This is a genomic window from Actinopolymorpha alba DSM 45243, assembly GCF_000373925.1.
Taxonomy (GTDB): Bacteria; Actinomycetota; Actinomycetes; order Propionibacteriales; family Actinopolymorphaceae; genus Actinopolymorpha; species Actinopolymorpha alba.
The window spans coordinates 335204-347141 of record NZ_KB892708.1 but is presented as its reverse complement, the minus strand read 5'-3'; the positions used below and the strand labels follow the sequence as shown (position 1 = coordinate 347141).

Annotated in this window: 11 protein-coding genes; 3 read left to right on the top strand and 8 right to left on the bottom strand. The window is 70.4% G+C overall.

Annotated features, from left to right (window positions below; translation table 11 throughout):
• Positions 1 to 139: 139 nt before the first annotated feature.
• From B141_RS0104085 to B141_RS0104075, 3 genes are all read left to right on the top strand, one after another.
• Positions 140 to 820, top strand: a complete 681-nt coding sequence (locus B141_RS0104085; protein WP_020573901.1) for a DUF998 domain-containing protein — start codon at positions 140 to 142, stop codon at positions 818 to 820.
• Between the two features lie 97 nt (positions 821 to 917).
• On the top strand, positions 918 to 1286 hold the full coding sequence (locus tag B141_RS0104080; RefSeq protein ID WP_020573900.1) for a YciI family protein: 369 nt from the start codon (positions 918 to 920) through the stop codon (positions 1284 to 1286).
• 82 nt (positions 1287 to 1368) lie between these two features.
• Positions 1369 to 2658, top strand: a complete 1290-nt coding sequence (locus B141_RS0104075) for an RNA polymerase sigma factor (RefSeq protein WP_020573899.1) — start codon at positions 1369 to 1371, stop codon at positions 2656 to 2658.
• A gap of 25 nt (positions 2659 to 2683) precedes the next feature.
• Here the strand turns inward: B141_RS0104075 and B141_RS0104070 are convergent, their stop codons facing one another.
• The 8 genes from B141_RS0104070 to kdd all read right to left on the bottom strand — a co-directional run bounded on the left by B141_RS0104070 (position 2684) and on the right by kdd (position 11926).
• Complete coding sequence (locus B141_RS0104070) at positions 2684 to 3160, bottom strand: FxsA family protein (protein ID WP_040420455.1); 477 nt, start codon at positions 3158 to 3160, stop codon at positions 2684 to 2686.
• 8 nt (positions 3161 to 3168) lie between these two features.
• Positions 3169 to 3945, bottom strand: a complete 777-nt coding sequence (locus tag B141_RS0104065; RefSeq protein ID WP_020573897.1) for a polyprenol monophosphomannose synthase — start codon at positions 3943 to 3945, stop codon at positions 3169 to 3171.
• A gap of 67 nt (positions 3946 to 4012) precedes the next feature.
• Complete coding sequence (gene lnt / locus B141_RS38775; RefSeq protein ID WP_020573896.1) at positions 4013 to 5629, bottom strand: apolipoprotein N-acyltransferase; 1617 nt, start codon at positions 5627 to 5629, stop codon at positions 4013 to 4015.
• A gap of 613 nt (positions 5630 to 6242) precedes the next feature.
• On the bottom strand, positions 6243 to 6749 hold the full coding sequence (kal, locus tag B141_RS38770; RefSeq protein WP_084678081.1) for a 3-aminobutyryl-CoA ammonia lyase: 507 nt from the start codon (positions 6747 to 6749) through the stop codon (positions 6243 to 6245).
• Positions 6750 to 6985: 236 nt separating this feature from the next.
• Positions 6986 to 7753 carry a lysine 5,6-aminomutase subunit beta gene (gene kamE, locus B141_RS0104050; protein WP_020573894.1) on the bottom strand — a complete coding sequence of 256 codons (768 nt, stop codon included), beginning with the start codon at positions 7751 to 7753 and terminating at the stop codon, positions 6986 to 6988.
• Positions 7750 to 9327 carry a lysine 5,6-aminomutase subunit alpha gene (gene kamD / locus B141_RS0104045; RefSeq protein WP_020573893.1) on the bottom strand — a complete coding sequence of 526 codons (1578 nt, stop codon included), beginning with the start codon at positions 9325 to 9327 and terminating at the stop codon, positions 7750 to 7752. Before kamD ends, kamE begins: the two co-directional genes overlap by 4 nt.
• The gene (locus B141_RS0104040; RefSeq protein WP_020573892.1) at positions 9324 to 10883 is read right to left on the bottom strand and encodes an amidohydrolase; all 1560 of its coding nucleotides are present in this window, start codon (positions 10881 to 10883) and stop codon (positions 9324 to 9326) included. Before B141_RS0104040 ends, kamD begins: the two co-directional genes overlap by 4 nt.
• Positions 10880 to 11926 (bottom strand): L-erythro-3,5-diaminohexanoate dehydrogenase, encoded by a 1047-nt coding sequence (gene kdd / locus B141_RS0104035; protein WP_020573891.1) that lies wholly within the window; start codon positions 11924 to 11926, stop codon positions 10880 to 10882. The genes B141_RS0104040 and kdd overlap by 4 nt, the downstream gene beginning before the upstream one ends.
• Positions 11927 to 11938: the final 12 nt, after the last annotated feature.

Here is an 11938-nt window from a genome sequence, read left to right as displayed (position 1 = left end):
GGCGATCGGCTCGCGCGACGTCCGGTCAAGAATCGTCGAAAAAATCTTGGCCCTGATGTCGAGACCGCGTCCTCTCGTTCGAAGCCCCAGAGAAGGCCCGGCCAACCGTGGCCGGCCCAGTCTGGAAAAGGAGAGGACGATGCCCAAGAGGACGATCGTCGCGGACCTGCCGGCGACCACCGAGCGGACCAGGATGACGGCCGGGCTGCTGCGTTGCGGTGCGATCGCGGGCCCGACCTATGTCGCGGTCTCCCTCGCCCAGGCACTCACGCGGGACGGCTTCAACCTCGCCCGCCACCCCTGGAGTGTGCTCGCCAACGGCGACCTCGGCTGGATCCAGATCAGCAACCTGGTGCTGGCCGGGGTGCTGACCGTCACGTTCGCGATCGGAGTACGACGGGTGCTGCGCTCGGGGCGGGGAACGACGTGGGCACCTCGACTGCTCGGGCTCTACGGCCTGGGTCTGGTCGCGGGCGGCGTGTTCGTCGCGGATCCGATGCCCGGGTTCCCGCAGGGGACGACCGCTGACGAGGCCCAGGTCAGCTGGCACGGCATGCTGCACTTCGTCGCCGGCGGCATCGGTTTCGCTGGCCTGATCGCCGCCTGCCTGGTGCTCGGCGCCCGGTTCGCGGCCGAAGACAGCCCGGGGTGGGCGTGGTTCTCCCGGGTCACAGGGGTGCTCTTCGCCGTCGGATTCATCGGTGTCGGCGCCGGAGCGGGCAGCGCCGCGACCAATGTGGCGTTCGGTATCACCGTCGTACTCGCCTGGGCCTGGCTCACGGCGCTCGCGGCGCGGCTCGGCCGCCAGTTGAGCACGTGAGGCGGCAGGTCGATATCTGAGGCCTCCGTTCGAAGTGTGTGCAGGACCCCCGGTCGGCCGGACCGGGCACGAGCTCGGAAGAGAGAAGGAGAAGACCATGCGTTATCTGGTGATCGGCAAGGGAACTCAGCCCGACACCCCACCTCCGCCGGCGTTGATGGAGGCGATCATGAAGCTCGGGGAGGATGCCGCGAAGGCCGGTGCGCTGCTCGATACCGGCGGACTCGCACCCAGCGCGGCCGCCAAGCTCCAGGTCAGCGGCGGGGAGCTGGATGTCACCGACGGTCCGTTCGCGGAGTCGAAGGAGTGGATCAGCTACGCGATCTACCAGGTGCGTACGAAGGAGGAGGCGGTCGAGTGGACCTCGCGGTTCCTGAAGCTGCACCGCGACCTGTGGCCGGGTTGGGAAGGCGAGGCTGAGGTACTCCAGATGTTCGGACCCGAGGACTTCGCACCGCCGGCCTGAGTCTGTACCCAACGCGTACCCAACTCGGACCCAACGCGTCCTTCGGGCCGAGAGTCACGCCGGGATGGTTGGATCGGTAGCCATGATGGCTGCCGACCACCATCAAGCCGCCCGCCGTGCCGTCGAGGCGGTCTGGCGGATCGAGTCAGCCAGGCTCATCGCGGGCCTCTCCCGGATCGTCCGCGATGTCGGTGTCGCCGAGGAGCTCGCCCAGGACGCCTTGGTGATCGCATTGGAGAAGTGGCCCGAGTCAGGCGTCCCGGACAATCCGGGCGCCTGGCTCATGTCCACCGCGAAGCACCGCGCGATCGACATCCTGCGCCGGCAGTACCGCTACGAGGACAAGCTCGCGGAGCTCGGTCGGGCACTCGCCGTGCAGGAGGCCACTGCCGGGCCCGACCTCGTCGCCGCCATCGATGATCACATCGGTGACGACCTGCTGCGGTTGGTCTTCACTGCCTGTCATCCGGTGCTCAGCACCGCCTCCCGGGTGGCATTGACACTCCGGCTGCTCGGTGGGCTCACCACCGTGGAGATCGCGCGTGGGTTCCTGGTGCCAGAGCCGACGGTCGCACAGCGGATCGTCCGCGCGAAGCGAACCCTCACCACGAAGCAGGTGGCGTTCGAGCTTCCGACGCCGGGTGAGCTGGGCGAACGACTGTCGTCTGTTCTTGAGGTCATCTACCTCATCTTCAACGAGGGCTACTCAGCGACCGCCGGCGTTGACTGGATGCGCCCGGCACTGTGCGACGAGGCGCTGCGTCTCGGCCGGATCCTGGCCGGTCTCATGCCCAGCGAACCCGAGGTGCACGGCCTCATCGCACTGATGGAGTTGCAGGCGTCCCGGACACCCGCGCGCACCAGCCCGTCCGGCGAACCCGTCCTCCTACCGGCACAGGACCGCAGGCGGTGGGACCGGTTGTTGATCCGGCGCGGCCTGGCGGCACTCGAACGCGCCGGAACCCTCGACGGCGCCTTCGGTCCGTACGCGTTACAGGCCGCGATCGCTGCCTGCCACGCCAGGGCGGCCACACCTGAGGACACCGACTGGGACCGGATCGCCGCGCTCTACCAGGTGCTCGCCCACGTGCGACCGTCACCCATCGTGGAACTCAACCGCGCTGTGGCGGTCGGGATGGCCGTCGGCCCCGCCGAAGGGCTGGCTCTTGTTGACACGCTCCGCGCCGAGGGAACGCTGCGGAACTACCCGCAGCTACCTGCGGTCCGCGGTGACCTGCTCGCCAAGCTCGGCCGGCACGCCGAGGCACGGCAGGAGTTCGAACGCGCCGCCGCGCTCACCCGCAACGATGGCGAACGCACCCTCTTCCTTGCTCAGGCCGAGGCGGACGAAGGTCCACGCGAGTCGGCCTGACGGGAAGCCGCGCCCGGGCACCTGGTCAGGGCGTGGTCTCTCGCCGGTCGACAACCTCGCCCTCGATCACGGGTCCGGGCGACGACCCAGCGGGGACACCGGGCCCACCATTGGCGCGGCGTACCCGCTCCATCTGGCGGGCGAGCCGGCGACCGAGAACCCACCTGAGCATGCGTCGCGTGACTGGCCGGGTGCCTGGGAAGAGCAGCGCCAGCCCGGCCGCGTCGGTGACGAACCCGGGCGCCACCATCAACGCCCCGCCGACCAGGACGAGTCCGGCATCGAGCAGCTCCCCGTCGGGCGGCCGGCGTTCCTCCAGCGCGCGGTTGAGGGCCCGCCAGGTACGTCGGCCCTCGCGCTTGACCAGCCACAGACCGGCCGCGCTGACCGTGAGCAGAGCGGCCAGCGTCCACCAACCGCCGATCACCTGTCCCACCTGGATGATGACGTAGATCTCCAGCAGGGGTAGGCCGATCAGTGCGAGGAGTGCGAGCAGCGGCATCAGAGCGTTCACCTTCGTTTCCCGGACACCAGCTCCCGGATCTGCTGGACGCGGTACGCCGCGCCCCACGCGGTCACCCGGCGGAAGGACTCGATCATGACGTTCCGGTCCATCTTGCTGGTGCCGTACTCGCGTTCGAGGAACACGATCGGCACCTGGGCAATCCGGAAACCGGTCCGGTAGGCCCGCCAGGCAAGCTCGATCTGGAAGCAGTACCCCTGCGACGCGACGTCGTGGAGGTCGATCCCCTCGAGAGTAGCTCGGCGGAACGCCCGGAACCCCGCGGTCGCGTCGCCCAGCGGGAGGCCGAGCGCAAGCCGCGCGTAGAGGTTCGCGCAGCGGGACCACACCTCCCGCGCCTTCGACCAGTTCTTGACCCGACCGCCCGGCACCCAGCGGGCCCCGATCACCAGGTCGGAGGTACGCAGGGCCGCCAGCAGCTGCGGCAACTCCTCGGGTTGGTGGGAGCCGTCGCAGTCCATCTCGCAGAGGACGTCGTAACCGCGCTCCAGCCCCCAGGCGAAGCTCTCGCGGTAGGCGGTGCCAAGACCTGCCTTCCTGGGCCGGTGTAGTACGTGAACCTGGGGGTCCTCAGCCGCTACCCGGTCGGCGATCTCGCCCGTCCCGTCAGGCGAGGCGTCATCGGCGACAACGACGTCCGCCTCCGGCACCGACGCCCGGAGCCGCTTCAGGGTCCGCTCGAGGTTGTCCGCCTCGTTGTAGGTAGGCAGGACGACGAGGATCCGACCCAGGTCGGCGAAGGTCCGCTCCACTGACTCGCTCATACGCATCCTCGCTTCGCTCCGGGTGCGCATGAGGCACTCAAGGCGCTGCGTTGAATTGTTCGCTCGCTCACGCGGCCCCCTTGTGCTCTGGTGTCGCCCGATCGGTGTCCGGATCCGTGGACGTGCGCCGGCGCCGGCGACTGAGGGCGAGACCAACCGCGCCCAGGCCGACGGCGATCAATAACCATTCGGGAACCGCGCCCAGGCGGGCGGCCAACGTCGGCGTGGTGCGCAGCGGCACCTTCGCGACGTACACCTGGCGGGTGGCCTCCTTCGACTGCGCGATCACTTTTCCGTCGGGGGCGATGATGCCGCTGATGCCGTTCGGGGACGCGACGAGAGCTTCCTTGCCGTACTCGATCGCGCGCATCCGGGTGATCGCGAACTGCTGCTGAGGCTGGCCGGTGCCAGTGAAGGTGGCGTTGTTGGTCTGGACGACCAGCATCTGCGAGTCTCCCTGGCCGACCTCGCGGACGATGCCGTCGTAGGCGATCTCGAAGCAGATGACCTCACCGACGTCGTAGCCGGCGATCCGCATCGTGCCAGGCTTGTTACCCGCGTAGGTGTCGCGCCCCACCAGCTGCAGCCGGTCGATGTAGGGCAGGAGGAGCTGGCGGAACGGGATGTACTCCCCGAACGGCACCGGATGCTGTTTGACGTAGGTCTGTCCCGGCCCGGTCTTCGGGTCCCAGACGACACCGGTCGTACGACGGTAGTAGGGGCCTGGGCCGTCGAGGATGGCACCGACCAGGATCGGTACGCCGGCGGTGTGGACAGCCTGCTCCACGGTGTCCCGGGTGATCAGGTCGTTGAACGGGTCGATGTCGGTGGAGTTCTCGGGCCAGAGCACGAAGTCGGGCCGGGGCACCCTGCCCGCCTCGACGTCGCGCATCAGCTCCTGGGTGGCCGCGAGGTGGTTACGGGTGACGGTACGCGCGCGGCCGAGGAACTCCAGTCCGCGGCCGGGGATGTTGCCCTGGACGACAGCGACCGTGGCCGTGCCCTCCCCCGCGGTCGGCAGTGGCACGAGCAGCCCGCCGAAGGCGAGCGCCGCGGCCGCGCCCACGGCAACTCCCCGGACGCCGAGCCCGCGCCCACGCGCGAGCACAGCCCAGAGCAGGAGGTTGCCGACCAGGGCGGCGACGAACGACACGAACGGCACACCGGCCAGGCTCGCGAGCGCGGCCATAGGGGTGTCGTCGAGGGCGAACGCGAGCCGACCCCACGGAAATCCCCCCAGCGGGAACACCCCCCGTGCGAACTCGACGCCCACCCAGAGAGCGGCGGCCCAGACCGGCCAGAGCCGCAGCCGCGTGACGAGGGTGAGACCGGCGCCGAGAGCCGCCATGAACGCGGCCTCGACCAGGCTCAGGGCGAGCCAACCGTCGAGGCCGGCGACCCGGGACCACTGCAGCAGCACGAGGAAGAAGCCCACTCCGAACCCGAAGCCCAGCAGGGCTCCCCGGCGTACCCTCACGCCCCGACAGACCAGCGTGAGAACGGCCACGGAGAACGGCATGAGCCACACCCAGCCGAGCGGCGGGAAGGTCACGGCGAGGGAGGCGCCTGCCACCACCGCGAGCGCGAGCCGCGAGGGCAGCGTGTCCATGCGTCTCCTGGTGCCGGTGGCGCTCGTCGCGACGCTCGCGCGCTCGACAGTGCGCTCGTCGACCGTCAAGGCCACCGCCCTTCTCCGAGGTGGGGACTGAGCCGGTACGGGGGCTCACGAACGTCGATGACGAACGCGACGGATCCCGGCGTCACCAGATGTCAGGACGGTACAACGCGTAGCTGTGTTCTGGTGTCCCCGGGCTCAGAACTGGGCGGGGCAAAGTGCACGTAACAGACAAGCCCGGGACCTCGGAGGTCGCGGGCTCTTGGAGAGACGGAACGGCCCGCACGCCCTTCGGACCGACGCGCGACCCGCAGGCTGCGTGCCACGCATCGTTGTCTACTGGGCGGCGGACCGTTCCGTGGCCACCCCACCGCACGGAGCGGGTCCCAAGTCGTCGCGTGGTACGAGAACTGGCTCCGGACTCCTCACGCGAGGACCAGGACTCCGGCCCGAGCCGAATCGACCTGCGGTGGACAGGACACGACGATGGCGAGGAAGGCCGGGTGGTGTCAACCAGCCCATGACCTGCACAGACGCCATAAACACGCAGGTCATCGGCCCTTTCGGTCCACCTGCGCGACGCCCAAATTTTGTCGGACGTTCGGCGTGTCGGATCCCGGCGTGTCGAAGGCTTACAAGATCGGCAAGCGGGACAGCACGGAGCGTATCGCAGGCAGCGAGATCATGGGAATGCCGGCACCACAACCGTCGCCCGGGCCGTCACCGCGACGATCGGCTCGTCGAGGACCCGCGCGGCCGACTCCCCACGCTCCGGCTCCCCCCGGGCGAGGACTCGCGCCGCGAGGTCCAGGTCGCGGCTCCGCCTCCCAACCCGCACCACGGTGGCCGACACCTCGAGCAGGTCGCCGGCGCGTACGGCGGCGCGAAACTGCACGTCGGCGTACGACGCCAGCAGCCCCTCGTCCCCGTCGGTGCGTACGCACACCTCGGTCGCGACGTCGCCGAACAGGCAGAGCACGTACCCGCCGGCCACCAGGTTGCCCGCGTAGTGCGCATCGGCGTACGACACGTACCGGCGATGGGCGACGGTGAGGCCAAGTCGCGGGTCGGCCCCGGAAGCAGACCCTGAAGCTGAGGTTGAGGTTGATGCTGCAGCTGAACTGGAGCTTGAGCCTTCAGCGGAGCCTGAGGCTGACGTAGAGGTCGAGGTGGAAGCCTGCTCGCTCATGCGCGTCCTCGCTTCGCTCCGGGCGCGCATGAGGCACCAGGCACACTGTGCTGAATGATTCGCTCGCTGCGCTCGCTCATGCACGTCCTCGCTTCGCTCCGGGCGCGCATGAGGCACTAATGGCGCTGTACTGAATGATTCGCTCGCTGCGCTCGCTCATGCACGTCCTCGCTTCGCTCCGGGCGCGCATGAGGCACCAGGCACACTGTGCTGAATGATTCGCTCGCTGCGCTCGCTCATGCGGTCCTTTCTCGGTACGGCGTGGATCGGCTGTCCACCAGGGCGTGGACGAGATAGCTCGCGACCTCTCCGGGCGTGGTACCGCGACCGAAGACCCGGTCGACGCCGAGATCAGCGGCCATCGACTCGTGGAAGCGCGGCCCGCCCACCACGAGCAGGGGGCGGTCCGCTTCGTCGTAGGCCTCCCGGAACGCCGCCGCCATCTCCCGCGTACTCCGGATGTGCGCGTCGTTCTGGGTCACGACCTGCGAGACCAGGATGGCGTCCGCGTGCTCCCGGCGGGCGCTGGCGACCAGGTCCGGAACCCCCACCTGCGCACCCAGGTTGACCACCTTGAGCTCGCGGTAGTACTCCAGCCCCTTCTCCCCCGCGAACCCCTTGACGTTGAGGATCGCGTCGATGCCCACCGTGTGCGCGTCCGTCCCGATGCAGGCGCCGACCACGACGAGCCGGCGCCGCAGCCCACGCCTGATCGTCAGGTTGGCTTCCTTCGGACTGAGCAGTGGGTAGTCACGCTCGACCACCTCGACCTTCGAGAGATCGACCAGGTGGCTCACCCGCCCATAGACGATGAAGTACGTGAACGCCGGCCCGACCGCCTTGGCGTGCACCACCATCGCCGGGTCGAGGCCCATCTTCTCCGCCAACTGCAGTGCCGCGCCCTCGGCGCGCTTGTCGTGCGGGACGGGCAGCGTGAACGACAGCTGCACCATGCCGTCCCCGGTGGTGTCACCGTACGGCCGGACGATGCTGCGCCCGCTCATGGCCTCGCCTCCTCCAGGAGTTCGGTGGCGGGGTTGTAGTAGTCGCTCGACTTCTTCGCCACGCCGTCGAGTCCCTTGCCGCCGGAGGCGGGCCGGCGCATCAGCCCGAAGGTTCCGTCCGCGATCGCGTTGAGCAGGCCGTCGTCAGTGATGCGTTCGAGCAGGTCGACGGCCTCGGCGAGCACCTGGCGGGCGCGCTGGGCGATGAAGCCGTCCGGCGCTGGCTGGAAGTCCTCGTGCAGGTTGCCGCAGGCGTTGAGAACGTAGCGGACGTTGCGCAATGCGAGGTCGCGGTCAGACAACCACGGCGTCACGACCGCCTCGGTCATCATGCCGACGAGCAGGATCTGCTGGCCGGTGAGGATGCCGGCCAGGTTGAAGAAGCCGTCCAGCAGATAGCCGCGGAAGATGTCACCGTCCATGTGCCGGGTCGGCGGCATCCACTTCAGTGGCGCCTTCGGAAACAGCTCGCGGGCGAGCAGGGCGTGGGCGAGTTCGAGCCGGAACGACTCGGGCCGGGCCGGGTCGATCTCGAACGCGTGCCCGAGGCCGAGCTGCCAGTCCTCGAGTCCCGCCTCCTTCGCGAAGTACTCGTTCAGCAGCTGCGAGACCGTCACGGTGTGGGCGGCGTCGACCGCGTCCGCGGTGGTGAGGTAGTTGTCCTCGCCGGTGTTGATGATGATGCCGGCGCGGGCGTGGATCTGGCGGCTGAACCGCTGGTCGACGAAGGTGCGGATCGGGTTGATGTCGCGGAAGAGGATGCCGTACATCGAGTCGTTCAGCATCATGTCGAGGCGCTCGAGCCCCGCGAGCGTGGCGATCTCCGGCATGCACAGACCGGAGGCGTAGTTGGTGAGCCGGACGTAGCGCCGGAGCTCCTTGCTCACGTCATCGAGGGCCGCCCGCATCAGCCGGAAGTTCTCCTGCGTGGCGTAGGTGCCGGCGTACCCCTCCCGGGTCGCGCCCTCGGGTACGAAGTCCAGCAGCGACTGCCCGGTCGAGCGGATCACGGCGATGACGTCGGCGCCCTCGCGCGCGGCCGCCTGGGCCTGCGGGATGTCCTCGTAGATGTCGCCTGTCGCCACGATGAGGTAGATCCACGGCCGCTGGGGCGGGTCGCCGAGTCGCTTGACCAGGCGCTCACGCTCCCGCCGCCGGGTGTCGATCCGACGGATGCCCGCGTTGACCGAACGCCGCGCGGCGCGGGCAGCCTGTCGGGCCCCCGAGCCGTCCGGCATCCGGAACCGCACCGAGCCGGCGGACGCCTTCTGGGCAAGGGCGGCGAGATCGTCGGCCGTACCACGGGTCAGCGCGTCCCAGACCGGGAGCGCGACTCCGTGGTCGAGCCCGACGTCGGCGCGCACGGCGTCCACCAGGCGGTTGACCCACGGCGTGCCGTCGGGGTCGGCTCCGGTGAGCCCGGCGAGCCGCAGCACGGCGCGCTCGACGGAGACAGTCGTGTGGGCCCGGGCCAGCTGGACGATCGGGCGCCCCGCGCGCCGGGCCAGTGACCGCGCTCTGCGCACGGTCGCCGGGTCCAGCTCGAGGTGGCGGCGGTAGGCCGTCGTGGTCATGGTCGCTCCCTGTCGTACACGGTCTGCCCGGCGACGACGGTCCGGACACAGCCCGGCGTCGGCGCACCCGGCGTGAGCGGCGGAAGCCCCGGTCCCGTGCGGTCCCACACCGCGAACGTGGCCTCCCCACCTACCCGCAGCGTTCCCCCGTCGTCGTGGCCGGCGGCATACCAGCCACCGCGGGTGTGGGCGTCGAACGCCGCGCTCACGTCGATCCGGTGCTCGGGGTTGTGGTGGTACGCCGCCGCGCGGACCCCTCCCCACGGGTCGAACGGCGTCACCGGCGCGTCTGACCCGAACGCCAGCGGAACGCCGGCGCTCAGGAACGCGGCCCACGGGTTCGCGGCCAGGGCACGGTCGGGACCGAGGCGGGCGGCGTACATCCCCTCCCGCCCACCCCACTCCGCGTCGAATGCCGGCTGCCCGCTCACCACCACGCCGTATGCCGCGAGCGCCCGGACAAGCTCCGGCGCGATCAGCTCGACGTGCTCGAGCCGGTGCCGGGACGCGACCAGCTGGTCAGCGCCGACCGCCTTCTCCGCGAGCCGGAACCCCTCGACCACCGCCGACGTGGCGGCGTCACCAATGCAGTGGAACCCTCCCTGCAGCCCGGCCCGCGTACACACGATCAGGTGCTCGGCTATCTCCTCGGCGTCGAGGTAACCGTGGCCCGCATGCCCCGGTCGATCGGCGTACGGCGCCAGCAGCGCGGCGGTCCTCGACCCGAAGGCGCCGTCGGCGCACAGGTCACCGGCCGCGCCCGCACAGCCGAGCGCGCGGGCCCGCTCGACCCCACCGGTGGAGGCGTGTTCGCCCCAGTAGCGGACGACTGTGGGGATCGGCCGCTCCCCCGCCACCTCGTCCAGCAGGGCGAGATCGTCGACGGGGTTGACGTGCGGTGCGGCCATCTCGTGGACCGAGCCGATCCCGACCGCCGCGGCGGCGGCGAGCGCGGCGACGATCGCGTCCTTGCGCTGGGTACGGGTCACCAGCGCCATGGCGGCGTCCCGGGCCGCGTGGTGGGCCTCGCGTTCGACCCGGCTCGTGCCATCCCAGCCAGGTGCCCGCACCAGCTCCGGCGCCCGGTCGAGGAGCGCTCCCGACACGAGACCGGAATGGACGTCGACCCGCGCGAGGTAGACGGCGCGACCCGGGGTTGCCCGCTCGAGCTCGGTACCGGACGGGATCCGGGGGTCGGGCCAGCCGGTCTCATCCCATCCGAAGCCGAGGATGACCGCGTCGCTGTTGGTCCTCGCGTACGCCGCCAACGCGTCCAGCAGGTCCTCGCGACGGCGCGCGTCCGCGAGGTCCAGGCCGGCCAACCGCAACCCAGCCTGCGACAGGTGGACGTGCGCGTCGACGAACGCGGGCGTCACGAGCCGGCCGCCCAGCGCGACGATCTGGTCGGCGCCATTGGCGTACGGCTCGATCCCGTCGTCGGTGCCCAGCCAGACGATCGTGCCGCCGTCGACGCAGAAGGCGGTCGCGGCCGGGCTTCCGGGCGTGTGGACCGCACCGCCGCGGAAGAGGATGCGCTGCGAGGAGGAGGTGGTCATGCGCCCATCCTGGCCTCGAACACCGCGCGGACGCCGGGCTCGGCGCGCAGCAGGTCCAGGGCGTACGCCGCGTGACCGGGCACGTAGCCGTTCCCGATCAGCATCGTGACGTCGGCGGCGAGGCCCTCGGCTCCCAATGCCGCGGCACTGAACGACGTGGCCATGGAGAAGAAGATCACGGTCCCGCCGGCGGCGGTCGCGAGGACGGCGCCGCCCTCGCAGTCGGGTACGTCGACGCACACCACCGTCACGTCGGCCGGACCGCCAGCCTTCTCCACCGCTGTGGCCAGTCCGACCGGGTCGCGGGCGTCCGCGCGGACCACGGCGTCGGCGAGCCCTGCCTTGGTGAGCGCCCGTTCCTCGGACTCGACGGGTACGACGCCTATGGTGCGGGCAGCACCAGCTCTTCGCGCCGCCGCGAGGGCGAGGGACCCGGACTTGCCGGCCGCACCGATCACGCAGACCGTGGGCGCGCGGTAGCCCTCGACCACCCGCGCTGTGAGCGCCGGCGCTCCACAGACGTCCATGACCGCGAGCGCGAGCGGCGCCGGGAGATCGTCGGGCAGCTTCGCCGCGATCGAGCGGCCGAACAGGATCGCGTACCCCTCGCACGGGACCTGCTCGCCGCGACCGTCCCAGCCACGCAGGTCGTCCTCGATCACCAGCGGGGTCAGCGTGAGGGAGACCAGCGTGGCGATCCGATCCCCCGGCACCAGCCCGAGCGGTGACGCCGGTCCGACCTCCTCGACCGTTCCGACCAGCATGCCGCCGGACCCCGTGACGGGGTTCTGCATCTTGCCGCGAGCCCGCACGATCTCCAGGACAGCCCGCCGCACCGCATCGGGATCGCTGTCGTGGGCCTCATGGAGTTGGCGGTACGACGCGGCGTCCAGGTTGAGCCGCTCTGTCCTGATCCGAACCTCGTCAGGCCACAGGTCGGGCCGGACGTCCAGGCGGGTGGCGGCCTGCGGGAGGACACCGGGGGGCTCGAGCACGCGGTGCAGCCCGATCGGGGATCCGGGCGGGCGGGCTGGCTGGGACATGTAAACACGACC